The following is an 18,580-nucleotide window of genomic DNA, read 5'->3' on the forward strand; positions in this document are numbered from 1 at the left end:
ATGTTTGTCCCCTTGGTCCAGCAGGAAACCCTGCTTCCATCCGCTCCCTCAGGGGAGAAAAGGAGATGACCATGGCCAGCATTCGAAGTGCCGTTCCAGCCTCGGTCCCCTATTCCCGTCTGTGGCGGCTGATTGCCGCCGTCTTTGCAATGCTGATGCTGACGGCGCTCTTCCAATTGCCGGACCCGATGGTGCGGCATGACGACTACCCCGCACTGCTGTCAGATCCTGCACTGTTTTACTCTAAGACTCTGACGGAGGGGCGGTGGGTTAACTACTTGTGGCACCTGCGCGGTGTAGTAACGCCTGCGTGGCTCAATTTCGCTATCTATCAGCTTCTATGGGCGGTTTATCTGGGGTGTATGGTGCGTAACGCCCTTGGCCGCGAAGCTGATGTCTGGCAGCAGGTGATGGTGGCGCTGATCGCGGGGCTGTGCCTGCCGTGGGTGCTGATTTCGCTATGGTTCAATACCCTTATTCCCGGGTTGGCAATAGTCGCGTTTCACGCCTGGCTTGCCACACGGTTGAGCGAGCGCGCGAGCCGCTGGCTGATGGTGGTGTTTGTCCCGACCTCTTTGATGGCCTATACGACCTACCCGTTTTTGATTCTGGCAATGTGCCTGACACGAGCCGACACCAAGCGCTCGGCACGCGATCTGGCAGGCCTGCTTGGGCTTTTCGTCACCAGTTTTGGAATTGGGATGCTGACGATATACTCGCTCAACTATGCTGCACATGGTGTCTTTGGTGTGCCGATGGCGGAATGGCGCAATCCCAATCCGGCAACCGATCTAGCGACCGCGCTGGAGAATGCCAAGCTGGCCGCGGCTTTCCTGGTGAACCTGGGGCTTAAGGGGGGCTACAACGTAACTGGTTTGGCGCTGCTGCAAGGCGTACTGCTCGCCGTTTCTGTCTGGTCAGTGCTGCGGCAGGATAAATGGCGGGCGATCTACATGTTGTCCGGTGCCGGGGTGGGTGTGGCGCTGATCTGCCTTCAGGTAATCCGCAGCGGCATTGACATGCCCGTGCGGTCAGGCGGGTTTCTCTGGATCTACGGAGCAGTCTTTTTTGGTCTGTTTGTGCTGTCCCTGCGTGACGCCGGCCGGATCCGGTTAAGCCGGAATCTGCTGTTCATCGTCACGGCCATGTATGTGGTTTTTGCCGGGATGACACACTACTACTACACGGAATGGCACCGGCTGAGCCGGATCATTTCTTCGGAATTGACCGTAGGCCAGGGGCCGATTTACGTCACCGGAACCTACCTTTCCCTGGAGGCCGCTCGCAAATCGGATCTGCAGAAATGGCAATCCGTGGAATTCCGCCTGAAGCATCTGACAGGCCGGGACATTGTAATGTGTGAAAACAAGCCTGCAGCCTGTGCAGGGCTTCCGGCCGAGCTGCGTGCCGGGTTGCAAAGCACCGGCTTTGCAGTGCGCCAAATAGAGGGTGGCACGGTGCTGATGCTTTCGCCCGTAGCGCTGCGTGAGGAAAAACTGGAGGCAGCGCGCAAACGGCGGGAGGGAAATTGAAACGCGCTGTTGCGGTCAGAAATCGAGGCCAAGATCCAGCGTGCGCGCAGAATGAGTGAGCGCACCTGAGGATATGTAATCCACACCTGTAGCCGCGACTTCGGCAATGCGTTCCAGCCGCATGTTGCCGGAGGCTTCGGTCACTACATGGCCCTTAGCCATCTTCACTGCATTCATAAGCGTCGGGGTGTCCATGTTGTCGAGCAGGACTACATCGGCACCGCCAGTGGCGATCACTTCTGAGAGCTGGTCCAGCGTATCGACCTCGATCTCGACTTTCATCATGTGGCTGACGCTGGACTTGGCGGCTTCTAGCACTGCTTTCACGCCGCCAGCAGCGGCAATGTGGTTGTCTTTGATCAAGATCGCGTCCGACAGGCCGAAGCGGTGATTGTAGCCGCCGCCGTGCAGCACCGCCTGCTTTTCGGCAATGCGCAGGCCCGGGGTGGTCTTTCGGGTACAGGTGATGCGCGTGCTGGTGCCCTTGGTTTCCGCGGCAAAGGCTGCTGTGAGCGTTGCGATGCCCGTCAGGCGGCCGGCAAAGTTCAGCGCCACACGTTCGCCCGACAGGATCGAGGCGGCGGAGCCTTCGATCGTCATCAGAGTGTCGCCCTTCTTGCAAGGGCTGCCATCCGGCAGGAGGGTGTCCACCTTCAGCCCGGCATCCACCAGGTGAAAGGCTATGCGGGCGATCTGCATACCCGAGACTACGCCGTCCTCCCGCGCGTTCAGCCGGGCGGAATAGGTGGTAGAAGCGGGGATCACCGCACGGGTGGTGATATCGCCGTTCTGGCCCAGGTCCTCCATCAGCGCAGCGCGGACCATCGGTTCCAGGATCAGGTCGGGCAGGGTGGCGAATTGGGTGCTCATATCAGTTCCTTCACGGCCTTGGCGCGAATGGCCAGGGCCTCATCCAGGGTGATGCGGGTGCGGTGGGCCTTTGCAGGATCAGCCTCTGGGAAGTCATCGCGGAAATGGCCGCCGCGGCTTTCCTCGCGTTTTAGGGCTGCTGCTGCTATCAGTGTTGCGGTGGCGCACATATTGACGAAGTTCTCGTCATTAATTTGTTCGGCTTCGAGCCGGGCAATGGCCGCAAGCGCCTGGCTAAGTCCCCCGGCCGTGCGGCGGACGCCGGCATGGGCGGTCATGGTCTCCCGCAGGGAGTTTACTGCTGCGAGATCCAGTTCCCGTCCGCCGGCAGGGAAACTTGGGCGGACCTCTTCCGCGCCTTTGGAGATTTTCAGCACAGACATGTCCTGCGCTGCGTTGCGGGCGTAGACCAGCGCCTCAAGCAATCCGTTGGACGCCAGCCGGTTGGCGCCATGCAGACCGGTCGACGAAGCCTCGCCGCAGACCCAGAGGTTTGCGAGGCTGGTGCGTCCTTGCAGGCCGGCGTCAACGCCACCCATGTGGTAGTGGGCGGCGACAGCCACAGGGATTGGCTCTTGCACCGGGTTAATGCCAGCGCGGGCGCAGGTTTCGGCCACCGTCGGGAAGCGGGTCAGCACTTCCGCGCCGAGAGCCTTTCGGGTGTCCAGCATCGGACGGCGGCCTGCTTGCGTTTCAGCAAAGATTGCGCGGGCAACGATATCGCGCGGGGCCAGTTCGGCATCCGGGTGAGCCTCAAGCATGAAGCGTTCACCAGCGGCGTTGATCAGCACCGCCCCTTCACCGCGCAGGGCTTCAGTCGCCAGCGGTGCCGGATCCTCTCCGATGTCGAAGGCGGTGGGGTGGAATTGAACGAATTCCGGATCTGCAATGCAAGCGCCAGCGCGGGCGGCGAAGCCGATCACCTGGCCGCGGATGCGGGGCGGATTAGTGGTGTGGGCATAAAGCCCGCCAGAGCCACCGCCCGCCAGAAGCACGCCCGGCGTCTTGATCATCACGGGGGCAGACGGCGCGTCGGCGCGGGTGATCCAGATGCCGGTTGCGGTATCTCCCTCAGTCTCGAGCCGCACGGCCTGGGTGTTTTCCAGAACTTGCACGGACGGGGTGGCACGCACGGCTGCAATCAGAGTCTGCATGATCTGATCGCCGGCCTGGTCCCCCTTTACCCGCACCACGCGGGCAGCGGAATGAGCGGCCTCGCGGCTCATCACGTAGTTGCCGTCCGCGTCGCGGTCGAAGGGCGTGCCGAGTTCGGTGAGGTCGATGATATGCTCACGCGCAACTCGGGTCACCATGGCGGCAACCTCCGGGTCGACTGTGCCGGCCCCTGCCTGCAGTGTGTCGGCGGCGTGGGCCTCCGGCGTGTCATGGCAGGCCATGGCTGCTGCCACGCCACCTTGCGCCCAGGCAGAGCTTGCGCCTTCGCCTAGCAGTTCTGGAGAGATCACAAGAACCGGCCGCGGTGACAGCTCAAGCGCGGCGTAGAGCGCGCCAAGGCCAGCTCCGGCAATGACGATACGGCCGGTTTCGATCACGGATCAGACGCCCAGCTTTTGCGAAAGATCGATCATCCGCTGAACTGCGACACGGGCTTTTTGGGCGACTTCGGGGTCTACCTCGACCGGCTCTGTCATGGTGTGCAGCGACCACAGGATTTTCTCCAGGGTAATCTTCTTCATGTAAGGGCACATGTTGCAGGGGCCGACAAATTCAACTTCCGGCAGCTGGTCCGCAATGTTCGAGGCCATCGAGCATTCGGTGATTAGCAGAGCCTTTTCCGGCTTCTCGTCGGTCACATATTTTACGATGCCGCTGGTGGAGCCGGAGAAGTCGGCCTCGGCCACCACGTCCGGCGGGCATTCCGGATGGGCAATCAGCCGCGTGCCCGGGTTCCATTCCCGGAATTCGCGCAGGTCTTTTGCGGTGTACTGCTCGTGCACGATGCAGGAACCTTCCCACCAGACGATGTTCTTTTCAGGAACCTGCTGGGCAATGTTCTGGGCCAGATACTGGTCCGGCGTCATGATGATGGTGTCTTCCTCCATCGCGGCGACGATCTGCGCGGCATTGGAGGAGGTGCAGCAGATGTCCGATGCGGCTTTCACCTCAGCCGTGGTGTTCACATAAGTGACCACCGGCGCGCCCGGGTAACGGCGGCGCATTTCCGCGACACCTTCGGCAGTGATGCTTTCTGCCAGCGAGCAGCCTGCCTCCATATCCGGGATCAGCACGGTTTTGTCCGGGCTGAGGATCTTGGAGGTTTCGGCCATGAAATGCACACCGCATTGCACGATCACGTCTGCTTCGACCCGGGTGGCCTCGATCGCCAGCTGCAGGCTGTCGCCGACCACGTCCGAGATGCCGTGATAAATTTCGGGTGTCATGTAGTTATGCGCCAGAATCACCGCATTGCGCTGCTTCTTCAACTCCAGGATCGCCGCAACATAAGGCGCGTGGGTGGCCCATTCGATGGGATTTACCACGCGGTCCATGCGGGCGTAGATATCTGCCATCTGTTCGGCCAGGGCCGGATTGGGGGCCAGATCATAGTGGTTGGCGAGCTGATCCCGCATAGATTGCAGGTCGAACATGGCGTATCCTCAAGGTTGCGTCTGGGGTGACACTTTGGGCGGAGGTTGTTTCATGTTCATATCATCCGCGCAAGCGCGTGTGAGCGGAAACGAAGCCAAAAGCGGTGATTTGGCGCTAACAGGCGGCATCTCGGGGAAGCCGTTGTTTCTCAGATGGGTATTGGCAGTGTAATTTTCCAGCCGGATTGCCGTTTTTGGCTGTCCCGGTGTCCTCTCCTGTGATTTGGAGCCGGGCAAAGCCGTGTTAGACCGGGCCAGTATTTGGCCCTTGGGAGAGTGAACGGACGCGATGAATGATCTGTGGGCAGGACTGAGCCAGGCCTTTTGGCTGCTGGTGACGCTGGACGCAGATCTGGTGGAGATCACTCTGCGCTCGCTGCGGGTGACGCTGTCCGCGCTGGCCATTGCCTGTTCTATCGCGCTGCCGCTGGCAGCTTTTCTAGCGGTGCGCCGGTTCAGGATGCGGCGGGCCACGATCGCGGTGCTGAATGCACTGATGGGGCTGCCTCCTGTTGTGGTCGGGCTGGTTGTCTATGTGTTCCTTTCCCGGGCCGGCCCCTTCGGCGTGTTTGGCCTGCTGTTTACGCCGACGGCAATGATCATCGCGCAGGTGATTATCGTGGTGCCGCTGGTGGCCTCGGTTGCGCATCAAAGCTTGCGCGAACTGTGGAGTGACTACCACGATCTGCTGATTTCGATGAACGCAACCCAGTTCCAGCGCATTAAGGCACTTTTGTGGGACGGGCGGAGGGCGCTGCTGACCGCGGCTTTGGCAGGCTTTGGCCGCGCGATTGGCGAAGTGGGGGCGATCATGGTGGTCGGCGGCAATATTGACCACGCAACGCGGGTGCTGACCACGGCGATTGCACTGGAAACCGGCAAGGGTGACTTTGCGATGGCCCTGGGTCTGGGGTTTGTGCTGATTGCCTTGGCGATTGCGGTCAATCTGACGATCCACTGGCTGGGCCGTACTGAGAGCGAAGGGCGCTGGTGATGCAGATGTTCCCGCTTGTGGCCAAGGGCGCCCAGGTGCGCCGCCGCGGCAAGGTACTGGTCGGCCCGGTTGATCTGACGCTGGGCGGGCTGGGCACGTCGATCATCATTGGCCCGAATGGCGCGGGCAAGACCACGCTGCTGAAAATGCTGCATGGCATCGTGCGGATGAATGACGGCAGTTTGGACTGGGCCTGCCCGCTGGAGGACGCGCAGAAGCATCAGGCCTTTGTGTTCCAGACCCCTGTGATGATGCGGCGTTCGGTGATCGAAAACATCGCTTATCCGCTGCGGTTGACAGGTTTGAGCCGCAGGGAGGCCCGCTTACAGGCAGCGGATTGGGCGGCCCAGGTTGGGTTGGGCAAAATACTGGAGCGTCAGGCGACCATGCTGTCAGGCGGCGAGCGGCAGAAGCTGGCGCTGGCCCGCGCGCTGGTGCGCGAGCCACAGGTGCTGTTTCTAGATGAGCCTTGTGCGGCGTTGGACGGTCGTGCCACCCGCGAGATAGAGGAAATCCTGGCCCGTGCCGCCGGCAGCGGCACCCGGCTGATCATGTCCACCCATAACATGGGACAGGCCCGGCGGTTGGCGGATGAAGTAATTTTCGTCCTGCAGGGCCGCATCCACGAATTCAGCCCGGCAGCAGAGTTTTTCGCCGGGCCTGAAACCGCGCAAGCGCGTGCATTTCTGAATGGAGATATTGTAGAATGAAACGTTTGATTTTGGGTGCTCTTGCCTCTCTAGCCTGGACTACCGCTGCGCTGGCGGATGAGGTGAAAATGGCGGTGACCACTTCATTTCATAATTCCGGACTGGCAGAGATACTGCTGCCGGAGATCAAGAAAGATCTGGGACTGGACGTGCAGTTGCTGGTCGTTGGCACCGGCCAGGCGATCCGCTTGGGGGAGGCAGGCGATGTAGACGCGATCCTAGTGCATTCGAAGAAGGCTGAGGAGAAATTCCTGGAAGGCGGCAACGGCACCCACCGCCGTGAGATCATGTACAATGACTTTGTCCTCATCGGACCGGAGGGCGATACTGCAGGGTGTGCAGGTGCTGAAGACGCAGTAGCTGCGTTGCAGAAGATCGCCTCGGCGGAGGCCGTCTTTGTCAGCCGTGGGGACGACAGCGGCACCCACAAAAAGGAACTGAGCCTCTGGAAGTCCGCAGACTTGGACCCGGCAGGCTTTGGAGATTGGTACCGCTCCGTTGGCGCGGGCATGGGCGCCGCGTTGAACACGGCTGCGGGTATGGATGCCTATATCATGTCGGACCGCGCCAGCTGGTTGAACTTCGGGAACAAGGGAAGGCTAGTTCTGCTGTTTTCGGGTGATCCGGTGCTGTTCAACCAGTACGCCTTCATTCCTGTGAACCCGGAAAAACATGACCATGTGAAAAACGGTTTGGCTTTGCAGTTAGAGGAATGGCTGGTCTCGGACAAGGCAAAGGAGCTGATCAACGGCTATCAGATCAATGGCGAAACGCTGTTCGTCTTCAACGCCCAGCAGTGACTTGATCTGAAACCGCGGGCCGGAGCCCCTGCCGTTGGCGGGGGCTTTCGTTTGGGGTCGCATTTGAGGGGCTTCAATCACCGCCTACCGTTAGCGTCAACCTGTGGCCGGCAAACCAGGTCAGGCCGAATTCAACAGGCCACCCCTGCGGATCCGCATTGATGCCAGTTGTGTGCGGGATCGGGCTGCCGTCGGCGTTCCTGAGATGAAGCGCCTGGGCGGCCGTGGCAAGTTTGGCGGTAATCCGGGTCCCGATCCGGGTGTAATCATCGACTCCGAACTGCTGCTGTGCAGTGGGTATTGCAGAGCGCTTTTCCTCAAGAGCATCGAGAATGCCGCCGAAACGGTTTGCCGGAAAGGCTAGCGGCCCACGGCCGGGAGGACGCGAATAATGTCCGGCGCCGTCTCGAACAGGCCGAAAACCCGCTGCCGGACGGGCTGGCCTGCGTTCAGGAGATTGACTAGCAGCGGGGTGCTTAGCGCGGCGGTGAAAGACGCGGTGACCGCCCTTCAGCCAGAGAGGGCGTAGCGGTGAATCAGGTGGAAGTTTCCATCGGGTGCTTCTCCTGCCAATGCCAGGTCCCGGATCACCAGAGGCGCGGGAAGCAGCGGGATCAGATGCGTGCAGAGCGCGTCTTCAACCACGGGCACTTCCGGCTTGGGCAACTTGCCGCTGAGCGTAATGTGGAAGCGAAACTGGTCCAGAACGTATGGGTAGCCCCATTGCGTGAGGTGATCGCCCTGCTGTGGCGTCAGCCCTACGGTCCGGCGGCGATCCAGCTCAGCTCCGGATGCGGATGCGCGGAACCTGTCGAGCTCTTTCACGCAGGTTGCAGCAAGCATGTTCAGGGCGGTTTCGTCTCCAGTGGGGCGCAAGGCCAGGAAACGGCCGAGGCGGGCTAGGTGAAAGCCTTCCAGAATAACGGGCTTCTGCATCGCAGCCAGCTTCGCGCAGGCTGCTTCAAGCGCGGCCTGGGTCTGACCTTCGGCAAGACGCATCGGCGGCTTCATCGTTGCATGCAGCCCGTATTTACGCGGTACCGCGGTGACCGCCGCGACATCCAGCGCCGCAATATCTGGATGGGGCAAGCTGCGACCTTCCTCCAGGTCCCAGCCCAGCCAGCTGGCGCCGAACCGGCTCCAGGCAGCATCGGCGGGGGGGGCGTAATAGATCGCGTATCGCGTGAATGTCACATTGGCCTCCTAGGTGTGGCCTTCCGTCGCTCGAAAGATGTTAAGCCCAGATGACAGATGAATTGATCCTTGCCAATGCCACGTTCGTGCTGCCAGGCGAGACCCTGACCGGCAGTGCATAGGTCGCGGGTGGCAAGTTTGCAGATATATCAGATGGCAGCGTAGTTCCGGCACGTTTGCGGGCTAGGACCGTGACCCATGCCCCGGCTGATGCGGTCGGGCTGCTTTGCTGGGGCCGGCTGGCAACCGACAAACGCGCATCCCTGATCCGCCTTGATATCAAGGGAGGCACACCCGCTCTGCATGGGGTCTGGTCACGCGGCGTGCGGGTGGCTTGAAAGTCCGATAATGGCGAAAGGCGTCTGCTGCCTTGCAGTGCAGACGTCCGCTCTCTTGCAGCTGGGTCTGGGATCAGCCAGCCCGGTAGAACATGTAGCGTCCCGGCGGGATGCCTGCAGGGCCGGTCAGTTCCTCGAAGCCTGACAGCGGTTGTCCAGACACAATAATGCCGCCAGGAGTCATAACCTGGGCAATGGCCGGGGAGAGAGCAGCGGCCTCGGCGACGTCCTTTTCCTTAATCCCGAACCCGAAATCGTAATGGGCGAGGGCAATCCGGCGGCCTTCTGAAGTTAGTCTTTCAATCATTGGTTTGGCTTCACCTTGCAGGAAGTCCTGCTCGGGTGGCACGCAAGAAGGGTGGCACTGCAGCACCCGGTCGATCACCCAGATACGGCGGGCATCCAGGATTTCGCGCAGGTGGTCGTAGGTGCGCCCATTGCCAAGCCCCATGTCCAGAACATCGCCTTCCAGCGTGCTGATCTGTTCCGCGGCCCAGTTCAGACCGTCGCGCTGGGCAGTCAGCCGGCGCAGCATGGAGTCGAGGCGGCTCATTCAGGACATCCTTTCATCATAAATCCAAGCTTCGCCTGGGCCATCCAGCAGACGCTCGGCCAGTTTGCCAATGAAGGACCAGGTTCTTTGGTCATGCACCAGGTGGTGGGTCAGGAGCCCGTAGGGTTCAGCGTTATCTGCTTCACCCAGGCGGCGGTCGTGCAATTGCCGCGCCACCTGTGCGATTAGCTGTTCCGGCGGCAGCAGGCTGCGGCAGCCCTTCCAGTCGACCGGATCCAGATGAGTGTTCACGCGCAGCAGGCCGGATGCAGGTTTGGCCGACTTGCGCGGAGTGAAGGTTGAGACGGCGGTGAAGCCGGCGCCAGCCAGCCAGGTCAGCATTTCTGGTGCAACCCGGTTCCAAGGCGGCACGAACATCGGCCGCAGGCTGCTGCCGAACAACTTCTGCAAAGCGGACAGGCCGTGTTCGGCGTCTTCCAAAAGGTCCTGCAACGGCCGGTGCGCACCAAATTCCGCCTTTTTCTCCCCTGCGGGAGCATGGTTCTGATGTGCCCAGCCATGAACAACGGGGATCAGATGCGGATTGTCAGCGGTAAAGCGGGCCAGATCAGCAGTTGCCCCCTGCGGTATCACGGCCAGATGCACCGGTAGGTCAAGCCTTGCTGAGAGGGCTGCCAACTGCTCCAATTCGGCAGACTGGGACATCGCGTCGTCGTCCCGCCACCACAACGGCAGGGTCAGATTTTCCCTCTGCCAGTGGGTCAATTCCCTGTCCAGCTCGCTCCAGTCTGGCGTCATCCCCGTCCTCCCGCAAGTTCTGCGGCAATCTCCACACAACGGGCGGCGCCGTCAAACCTGAAACCGCCTGCAACCCGCGGCGGTGCGTGCAAAACCGCTTTGACCGCAGCGCATAGCGTTTCGGGGGTTAGGGCGGCAGTTCTCACCACCTCAATACCGTTCAGGGGCGCGAGACTGGCTGCGCGCAGCCCCTGTTCCTTCTCGTTTCCCGCATCAAACGGGATCAGAACAGAGGGTGTTCCCGCCTGCAACAGGTCCAGTGCAGTATTGTAGCCGCACATGCTGACGGATGCGGAGGCGTGCGAGAGCATCTGGCGGAAGTCCTTTCGGGCAGGCTCCAGCACCGCGGGGGAGTCTGATTTAGAAAGCTCTGCAATCCGGGCCTCGGCGTCCGTACCGCCGACCAAAATCCGCCACGGGATATCAGGCATCAGCCTGGCGGCTTCCAGAGCGCAGCGATAAAGCGGTGTGCCAACGCTGCCGCCGCCTGCGCTGACTAGGATTTCTCCGCTGCCTGCCTGATGCGGGTGAGGCCCTGCGGCGGGCGGAGCGACATAGCCGGTGTAGCGCAGCTTTGTCGCAAGCAATTCTGAGACCGGCCAACTGGCCTTAAGCCGGGTGGCGGCGGGGTCGGAGTGCACCAGCACCGCGTCATAGTACCCGGCGATGACTGCATCCGCTTTCTCAGCCTTCTCTGGTTTGGACGGCGGCGCGAGGATGTCGCGGATGGAGGACAGGATCACCGGTCGCCGGGGCAGCGCATGGGCTGCCTCCAACAGTGCTAGGAACTCCTTGCGCAGGGAGCGGCGGCCAAAGGGGTAGAGCTCGGTGATCAGCACGTCTGGTTGCAAGCGCTTAAGAGCTTTGCACAAGGCGGACTTGCGGCGAGCCAGATAGGCTTCATCCGCTAGGGAGCCGTTCTCTGCCAGCAGCCGGCTGAAGTTTACCCCATCGGAACGCAGAGGCAGCAACTGCAGCAGACTGATCCCCTCTGCGTGGAGCTGCGGCGCTGGAAAACCACCGGATGCAACCTGCACAGTGTGACCAGCTTCGATGAAGCTCCGCGCCAACGTAAGCGCACGGGACAGGTGCCCAGTGCCAAGCAGGTGGGTAACGGCGATCATAACCTTCATGAGGCATTCTCGCGAAGCAACCGGACCGGCTCCGATTTTGAGGTCAAGTTTGGACCATCAACTTCCACAACAAGCAGACGGTTGCGTTTGATGCGGAAGGGCGCCGGACTGTTGAAGTTCCAGCCATAGGCGCGGGCCAAAATCATCCGCATGATGCCGATATGGCATACCGCGACCGCATCCTGTGTCAGGCGTGCCAGCCAGGGTTCTATACGGGACCAGACCTCTGCAGGAGTCTCACCGCCGGGCGGGCGGTAGTCCCAGCCCCAATCTTCGATATCGCGGAAACCGCTTTCGGGGTCTGCTTTCAGGTCCAATCCGTGCAAACCTTCCCAGTCTCCCCAGTTCATTTCAGTTAGTTCGGGTGCTGTGCGCGGCGCGCGGCCGGCGATCAGCTCAGCAGTTTCCGCAGCGCGCACAAGCGGGCTGGACCAGAGTTCCGCTTGGGCCCAGACTGCGGGCAGCTTGCATCCGCCGAGCTCTCTGCGGGCTTGGTCGTCCAAAGGAATGTCGCTGCGCCCTTGTATGCGGCCGGAGCGGTTCCAGGCCGTATGTCCGTGGCGTAAAAGAGCAAGGCGGATCATGCGAATGGCTCCATCAGCGGCAAAACAGTTTCCCAGAACCGCCTGGCAGCAGGAGGCGCGAGATGATTGTTTGATATGAACTCCCGGGCATCCCGGGCAGTTTCGGTGCGAAGCGGCTGGTTTGCAAGCAACTGATTTGTAAAGGATGCAAGGCCCTGCGCGCCCTGCTCTGGCACCGGATACGGCCGGGGCAGCAGAACGTCTCTCACGCCCGGGCGGTCCTGAGCGGCAATCGGCAAGCCGTGGGCCTGAGCTTCCAGATAGACCATGCCAAAGGCCTCATTCACACCGGGCCACAGAAACAGGCTGGCTTTGGCGTAGGCCGCGGCCAATTCCTGGCGCCCTAGCTGGCCAAGAAAACGAACCTTGTCCCCGAAGGGCGCCATCAGCGCCTCAATCCCGGCGCGGGCCGGGCCGTCGCCGGCAATGTCCAGGCACCAGTTGCCGGGCAGCAGGGCAAGAGTGTCCGCGATGATGCTGTAAGATTTAAACTTGTCGCCTGCGCGCATCATGCCTGCCGTCAGCATCGGGCCGTTCAGGGTGGATGCAACAGGCAAACCCTCAAGAGGCAAGAAGGGCGGCAGGTGGGCGACGGCCTGATTGCCGGCGCGGTCTCGCTCCAGTGCGAAGCGATCATGCTGAGTGAAATAGAATATCGCCGCCGCGTAATCGGCTGCTGTGTGAGCGGCGTCGGCGAACTCCGCCCAAGGGCCATCCAAGCGTTTCTTGGCGCGGGTGGATTCGATTTGCACATAGGGGATGCCGCGGGCGCGCGCTACGGTCGGGCCAACCAGATCCGGGGCCTTGTAGTAGTTGTGATAGGTGACCCAAATGTCCGCGTCCGGCATCTCTGAGATCAGCCGGGCGCTCTCTGCTTCAGCAGCCCGATATAGATCGGTTTGCAAGGCCGCGTCGCCGTGTTTGTCATAAATCTTGAGATCGGAAACCAGTTGAACTCTGGCGCCGCTTGTATGCAGCAACCCCATCAAGTTGCGGGCAATTTCGCGGTCGCCGGAGGGCACAGGGTGGTGCGGCGGCTTCATCGGTGCGTAGAAGGCAATCCGCTTTCCGGTTCCCGGCGGCATAACAATCAGCCGCCGTGCAGCATTGCGGTCAGCCGCTTCGAGAGGCGGGCAATCCCGGGGTCCATACCAAACTCCGCGCGCAGGCGGGCAAGGGCAGCCTCGGCCATTCGGGCCAGTCTCTGGGGATGGCGGGCCGCGAAAAGCAGAGATTCAGCCAGCGCCTCGGGGCTGTCCTCGCTGAGCAGGCCATGGGTGTCGTGTGTTATGAATTCCGGAATTGCTGAAACTGGTGTCGAAAGGATGGGCAGACGCTGGGATGCCGCCTCCATTAGAACATTGGGCAGCCCGTCGCGGTCGCCATCCGCTGCCACTCGGCTGGGTAGCACAAACAGATCAGAAGTCCGCATTGCCTCGATCACTTCAGGCTGGTCGCAGGCCCCGCGCCAGGTGATACAGCGGGCGATACCCGCATCTTCGGCCATGCCTTGCAGAAGGTCTCCCAGACCGCCGCCTCCAATATGGGTCCAATGCCAGTCAAGACCCGCAGGCAGGAGGGCAAAGGCCGCAATTAGCCGGTCAAAGCCCTTTTTCTCGACCAAGCGGCCAACCGACATGAACTGAACCGGATCCTGCGGGAGGCGCGGCTTCCGTTCCGGCGGGGCGGGAAAACGGGACAGGTCCAGGCCGTGGTAGACCAGATCCACTCTCTCCGGCGTGTCGGCCAGCTGTTGGAGGTGTTTTGCCCCAAACCCGGTGCAGGTGGCGCCGAAGGCCGCACCGTGGTGGTCTGCGGATAGCTTTTCCTGAATTTCCCAGTCGGGTGAGGTCCAGATATCCTTGGCGTGTGCCGAAAAGCTCCATGGCAAGCCGCGCATGATCGCAGCATAGCGGGCAACGGAGGAGGGAGTGTGCAGAAAATGCGCATAAAGCCCCAGCACCTCTGCCGGCATTTCAGCGGCCAGCACACAGGCCTGACCAAAACGGCGAATGCGGTTGGGGGTTGGATCCCGGCAGAGGTCGGCGCGCCAGACGCGGTAGGCCTCGGTGTAACCGGGAAGCTGCTGTACCAGCGCACGCGCTCGCCAAACCCGCTCAGGTTCTTGATACAGGTATTCGGGCAGATAGTTCACCTTGGCCTGAAGCTGCGCGTGCAATGGATGCCGTTTGACGTCAGTGGGGTGCCTCAATGACCAGATTTCAAAAGTATGCCCTGCAGCCTCCAACGCTACCAGTTCCTGAGCGATGAAGGTTTCAGATAGCCGCGGCCAGCCCTTGACCACAACTGCCAGAGGCGGGCGGGCATAGGTCATTCGGCGGCGTCCGCGTGAATGTCTTGAAGCAGCGCCGCTACCCGGCGGGTGACGTAATCGAGCCCATCAAGCAGCCCTTCGGAGCCCGCCGCAGAGGGCGGCGGCTGGGTCGCCAAAGCACGGATTGCCTTTGCCAATGCCATAGCTGTCCACCCGTCACGGGTTTCATCAAGCATGGACGTCAGGCCGATTTCTTCAGCCCGGCTGGCGCGAATCCACTGCTCCAGCCGCGGGGTAGTGCGGGGCACGATCACTGCCGGTTTGTCAAAGGACAGAACCTCGCAAAATGTGTTGTAGCCACCCATGCAAACAACGCCCTGAGCGCCGGCAAACAAGGTTTCAATCTGCGACTCGAAACCAACGGCAGTAACGCGGCCGTTCAGGCGAGACACGCGCTCTTCGAAATCCTCGCGGGTTTCGCCGGAAAGGAAAGGCCCGTAGACCAGCATTGCACGCGGGGAGAGGTCTGGGTCGGCCTCATATGCGGACAGCACCAGGTCCACCATCATTTCGCCATCGCCGCCGCCGCCAGGCGTGACCAGCAGATAAGGTTGGTCAGGCGGCTCACCCACTTTGCCAAGGTCGCGGCGCAGGTAGCCGGTCCAATGCATCCGGGCCTGCATCTCAGAGGTGAAGGGAAGCCCGGCTGTGGGATCGTACACGGACCTCGGGCCATAAACCCAGATTTCATCATAGAAGTCCCGGGTGGCTTCAACCGCGTGCTTTCGCTCCCATTCCGCCGCCAGCACTTCTGGCTCGTCCAGCACGTCGCGCAATCCAAGTACCGTCTTGCAGTTCCCGCGCGATTTTAGAAGGTCAAGCGCCGGCATCAGCTCGCCACGAAAGCCAGTGGGTTCCTTGTCCGCAACCAAAACGTCGGGGTTGTATTGCTCCACGGTTGAGCGGATCAATGCCGCGCGCAGCTCAGCGGTCTCTTCAATGCTCATACCCATCGTGCGCGAGGCGTAAGAGCCGTCCGAGCGTTTGATAACACCGGGCAGGCGCACATGGTCAACCCGGGACGGGAAGGAAAAACGGCCAGCCACGGGAGAGCCGGTAAGGATCAGCGCTGAGGCGTCGGGATTGTCAGCTGTAATTGCCCCGGCCAGCGCCCGCGACCGGCGCAAATGTCCCAAACCGAACGTGTCGTGGCTGTAGAACATGATCCGGGGACCGCGTCTGGCGGAGTCCGCAGTGCGGTGGGTGATGCCTGTGTCGGTCATGGGGTCGCCTGGTTGGGGTTCTGGCATTTGCCTGGCTGCACACGGCTAACGGCGGCGCAAGAAACAGGCCAGCCTGCGCTGCCGCTCGTTTCCGGGCGCGTGCTGAAATGCTCCGCCATCTTCTGCCTCAGTTTGCGCGCCCATCATCCGCATTCGGCAGGGGCACAGTCAGTACATTTGCTTTTTCCGCGTCCGGTCCTGACTGGTTGCAGTCAGACCGCGGCTTCACGGCTCTCTGCCCGAAAGCAGATATCTGTGTTTGTATAACTTGGAGGCCGTGCGCATGCAATCATGCGGCCCTGCTGCACTGTGCACAGTAAATTGCACGCGCGCCATTTGCGCAACGTCCCGGCAGATGTTTAATTTGGCTCCAGTTTCCAGAAGGATAGCCCGCCATGCTGCAATCACTGTTCCGGTTTCTGTTTTGCCTGTTGCTGACCTTCGGGCTGGGGGCTCACGCCAGCGCGCAGGAAAGTGAAGCTGGCGGCGCGGAGGCGATCTCTCGGGCCATTGAGCAGGCTGCAGAAAGCGGTGTCAGCGTGCTGGTTGTCGACAGCAGTGGCCGGCTGCTGAATGAACCGGCCAAACCCGAGCGGCAGGATGACCCTTCATCTGCGGCCGCAATGGAGCAGCCGTCAGCGTTGATGAAGGCCCAGTCCAGGGTTGCCGCTTTCCGAGCCGAGCTGAACAGCCGGCTGGAGGCACTGCCGTATTCAGTTTTCGAGATGCAATACATCCTGCGCCAAACCAGCCCGGACGGACGCATCATGACCTATGTCGAGGTGCTGGGCTGGAGTGTGCTGTTTCTGCTGATCGGACGCTGGCTGTCAGTGGAAATCTACGGCAAGCGTTTTGCGAAAAGGTTTGTGGTCGCGCGCATCCGGGAAACTCCCGAAGGTTATCAGGAAAAGATGCCTTTCCTGGTTTTCCGCTTCCTGATGGGGATCGGAGCTACAATATTCGCTATGATTTTTGCGGCGTTAATTTCATATCTGGTGTTCGGCGCGTCCGGCGATCCGTCTATCGAATTTACCGTCACTGCGATCTACACCGCCTACTTTCTGGCACGGACAGTATCTGACCTGTGGCGGATGGTGCTGTCGCCATTCTTAGCCCAATACCGTATCCCGGTGTTCTCCGACCGGGAAGCCAAGCGGCTGTATATCTGGGCCTCCTTGCTGGCAACATACGACATTTCTTCGACGCTGTTTGCGACCTGGGTTGGGGATTTCGGCCTCAACTACAATGTCTATGCGCTGGTCTATGGCGTGCTGGCACTGGTGGGCGCGCTGGGTAACCTGCTGATGGTGCTGGTCAATGGCCGGGCGATTTCCAAGGCCATCCGCGCAGGCCGCTTGCCGGATGACTGTTCATGGCTGGTGCGTTTTCTGGCGGTGGCTTGGGCGCCGGTGCTGATGGTTTATATGGTTTTCGGCTGGCTCAAGCTGGCCTTCGATCTGGTGCTCGAGCACGAGGTGTCGATCCCGCTGATGGCGGGCAGCTACTTTGTTCTGACCACGATCCTGGTGGTCTATGGTGCAATCAATTACGCGATCGAAAGGTATTTCCGCCGCAGTCTGGCTGTCCAGACCGCGGCAGCGGCGCCGTCAGGCGCGGAAAATGCATTGCTGGAAGCAGGCAGGGCGGGCGCTGACACTGAGGCAGCGCTGCCTGACGGTTCTGCTTTGGAAGGGGAAGACGACGAGGGGGAGGAAGCTGCTCTCCCCAAGACAAAACACCCGATAGGCACATACGAGGACCTCGCCCGCAGGGGTGCGGGCATTCTGGCGTTTATTGTCGGCGCTTATTCTCTGGTCATAGTCTGGAACCCGGATGCCAGCTGGCTCGAGACCACTGCTGCCGAGCGGATGGTAGATGTTACTGTGATCCTGTTCATCGGCTACATCGTCTATCACCTGTTCCGGATTTGGATCGACAGTAAAATTGACGAAGAAGTGGGGGAGGTTCCGGAGGCCGAACTGGGCGATGAAGGCGGTGCTGGCGGGGCCAGCCGGCTGGCCACTCTGCTGCCTCTGTTCCGCGGTGCGATTTTGGCGGTAGTGCTTGTGTCGATCGTTCTCATCCTGCTGCTGGAGCTTGGGATCAATGTCAGCCCGCTTTTTGCCGGTGCCGGTGTGGTTGGCCTTGCCGTGGGCTTCGGCTCGCAGACTCTGGTGCGGGATATTTTTTCGGGCGCCTTCTTCCTGATTGATGACGCCTTCCGCAAAGGCGAATACATCGACATTGGCGATGTCAAAGGCACGGTGGAGAAAATATCAGTCCGCTCCTTCCAACTGCGCCATCACTTGGGTGCGCTGCACACCATTCCTTTTGGCGAGATCAAGGTGCTGACCAATTACTCCCGTGATTGGGTGATGATGAAACTGCCACTGCGGGTCACCTACGATACCGATGTAGAGAAGGTCAGGAAGCTCATTAAAAAGCTGGGCCAAAAGCTGATGGACGATCCGGTTGTCGGCCATACCTTCATCCAGCCGCTGAAGTCGCAGGGGGTGATTGAGATGCAGGATTCCGCAATGATCATCCGGGTGAAATTCATGACCAAGCCAGGTGACCAATGGATCGTCCGCAAGCGTGTGTACCAGGAGATCCGCGAACTGTTCGCGCGCGAAGGTGTCAAATTCGCCCATCGAGAAGTGACGGTGCGCTTGGCTCCGGACCATGAGGATGAGGTGACGCCGAAACAGAAGGAGGCCGCACTGGGGGCCGTGCAGGCGGCGATTGACGAGGACATGCTGGAGGACATGGGCGGGCCTGGCGGCGACGACCGCTGAGGGGTCAGCTTGGTTTTGGGCTTGTCGCCGCGCTGACGTGCAGCGTGGCCTTGAAAACTACAGGGCCGGCGAGATGCCGGTTACCTAAAGTAGATTATTCTGAGTCCGGCTTCCTTGCCGACGGTGGCCATGGCCCGGGTCGGCGTTTTTG

At 61.0% G+C, this 18,580-nt stretch carries 17 protein-coding genes; 5 read left to right on the forward strand and 12 right to left on the reverse strand.

Annotated features, from left to right (window positions below):
* Positions 1 to 65: 65 nt before the first annotated feature.
* Complete coding sequence (locus tag AC5STB_RS11105; RefSeq protein WP_495442894.1) at positions 66 to 1,532, forward strand: hypothetical protein; 1,467 nt, start codon at positions 66 to 68, stop codon at positions 1,530 to 1,532.
* Positions 1,533 to 1,547: 15 nt separating this feature from the next.
* Here AC5STB_RS11105 and nadC read toward each other — a convergent pair whose 3' ends face one another.
* Genes nadC through nadA form a run of 3 tightly spaced genes read right to left on the reverse strand, consistent with a single transcriptional unit; the run spans position 1,548 to position 5,011 of the window.
* Entirely contained in the window at positions 1,548 to 2,402 is an 855-nt protein-coding gene (gene nadC, locus AC5STB_RS11110; RefSeq protein ID WP_495442895.1) for a carboxylating nicotinate-nucleotide diphosphorylase, read from the reverse strand.
* A complete protein-coding gene (locus tag AC5STB_RS11115) occupies positions 2,399 to 3,955 on the reverse strand; it encodes an L-aspartate oxidase (RefSeq protein ID WP_495442896.1) in 1,557 nt (518 codons plus the stop codon). The genes nadC and AC5STB_RS11115 overlap by 4 nt, the downstream gene beginning before the upstream one ends.
* A 3-nt stretch (positions 3,956 to 3,958) precedes the next feature.
* A complete protein-coding gene (gene nadA, locus AC5STB_RS11120; RefSeq protein WP_495442897.1) occupies positions 3,959 to 5,011 on the reverse strand; it encodes a quinolinate synthase NadA in 1,053 nt (350 codons plus the stop codon).
* 289 nt (positions 5,012 to 5,300) lie between these two features.
* Here nadA and AC5STB_RS11125 point away from each other — a divergent pair, with 289 nt between their 5' ends.
* Genes AC5STB_RS11125 through AC5STB_RS11135 form a run of 3 tightly spaced genes read left to right on the forward strand, consistent with a single transcriptional unit; the run spans position 5,301 to position 7,515 of the window.
* On the forward strand, positions 5,301 to 6,005 hold the full coding sequence (locus tag AC5STB_RS11125) for an ABC transporter permease (protein WP_495442898.1): 705 nt from the start codon (positions 5,301 to 5,303) through the stop codon (positions 6,003 to 6,005).
* The gene (locus AC5STB_RS11130; RefSeq protein WP_495442899.1) at positions 6,005 to 6,715 is read left to right on the forward strand and encodes an ATP-binding cassette domain-containing protein; all 711 of its coding nucleotides are present in this window, start codon (positions 6,005 to 6,007) and stop codon (positions 6,713 to 6,715) included. The genes AC5STB_RS11125 and AC5STB_RS11130 overlap by 1 nt, the downstream gene beginning before the upstream one ends.
* Entirely contained in the window at positions 6,712 to 7,515 is an 804-nt protein-coding gene (locus tag AC5STB_RS11135; RefSeq protein ID WP_495442900.1) for an ABC transporter substrate-binding protein, read from the forward strand. The genes AC5STB_RS11130 and AC5STB_RS11135 overlap by 4 nt, the downstream gene beginning before the upstream one ends.
* Positions 7,516 to 7,588: 73 nt before the next feature.
* Here the strand turns inward: AC5STB_RS11135 and AC5STB_RS11140 are convergent, their stop codons facing one another.
* The 9 genes from AC5STB_RS11140 to AC5STB_RS11180 form a co-directional block, all read right to left on the reverse strand.
* Positions 7,589 to 8,143, reverse strand: coding sequence for a UTRA domain-containing protein (locus AC5STB_RS11140; RefSeq protein ID WP_495444591.1), 555 nt, complete (start codon positions 8,141 to 8,143; stop codon positions 7,589 to 7,591).
* Complete coding sequence (locus AC5STB_RS11145; protein WP_495442901.1) at positions 8,026 to 8,709, reverse strand: DUF1045 domain-containing protein; 684 nt, start codon at positions 8,707 to 8,709, stop codon at positions 8,026 to 8,028. Before AC5STB_RS11145 ends, AC5STB_RS11140 begins: the two co-directional genes overlap by 118 nt.
* A gap of 411 nt (positions 8,710 to 9,120) precedes the next feature.
* Positions 9,121 to 9,600 (reverse strand): class I SAM-dependent methyltransferase, encoded by a 480-nt coding sequence (locus AC5STB_RS11150; RefSeq protein WP_495442902.1) that lies wholly within the window; start codon positions 9,598 to 9,600, stop codon positions 9,121 to 9,123.
* The gene (locus AC5STB_RS11155) at positions 9,601 to 10,359 is read right to left on the reverse strand and encodes a polysaccharide deacetylase family protein (protein ID WP_495442903.1); all 759 of its coding nucleotides are present in this window, start codon (positions 10,357 to 10,359) and stop codon (positions 9,601 to 9,603) included.
* Complete coding sequence (locus tag AC5STB_RS11160; RefSeq protein ID WP_495442904.1) at positions 10,356 to 11,492, reverse strand: glycosyltransferase family protein; 1,137 nt, start codon at positions 11,490 to 11,492, stop codon at positions 10,356 to 10,358. The genes AC5STB_RS11155 and AC5STB_RS11160 overlap by 4 nt, the downstream gene beginning before the upstream one ends.
* A complete protein-coding gene (locus tag AC5STB_RS11165) occupies positions 11,489 to 12,076 on the reverse strand; it encodes a histidine phosphatase family protein (RefSeq protein WP_495442905.1) in 588 nt (195 codons plus the stop codon). The genes AC5STB_RS11160 and AC5STB_RS11165 overlap by 4 nt, the downstream gene beginning before the upstream one ends.
* Positions 12,073 to 13,161 (reverse strand): glycosyltransferase family 4 protein, encoded by a 1,089-nt coding sequence (locus AC5STB_RS11170; RefSeq protein ID WP_495442906.1) that lies wholly within the window; start codon positions 13,159 to 13,161, stop codon positions 12,073 to 12,075. Before AC5STB_RS11170 ends, AC5STB_RS11165 begins: the two co-directional genes overlap by 4 nt.
* A gap of 5 nt (positions 13,162 to 13,166) precedes the next feature.
* Positions 13,167 to 14,411, reverse strand: a complete 1,245-nt coding sequence (locus AC5STB_RS11175) for a glycosyltransferase family 4 protein (RefSeq protein WP_495442907.1) — start codon at positions 14,409 to 14,411, stop codon at positions 13,167 to 13,169.
* Entirely contained in the window at positions 14,408 to 15,634 is a 1,227-nt protein-coding gene (locus AC5STB_RS11180; protein WP_495442908.1) for a glycosyltransferase family protein, read from the reverse strand. Before AC5STB_RS11180 ends, AC5STB_RS11175 begins: the two co-directional genes overlap by 4 nt.
* A gap of 395 nt (positions 15,635 to 16,029) precedes the next feature.
* On the opposite strand from AC5STB_RS11180, the gene AC5STB_RS11185 reads away from it, so the two are divergent.
* Positions 16,030 to 18,429, forward strand: coding sequence for a mechanosensitive ion channel family protein (locus tag AC5STB_RS11185; protein WP_495442909.1), 2,400 nt, complete (start codon positions 16,030 to 16,032; stop codon positions 18,427 to 18,429).
* Positions 18,430 to 18,580: the final 151 nt, after the last annotated feature.

The organism is Leisingera sp. CC-HEC093 (assembly GCF_059429195.1).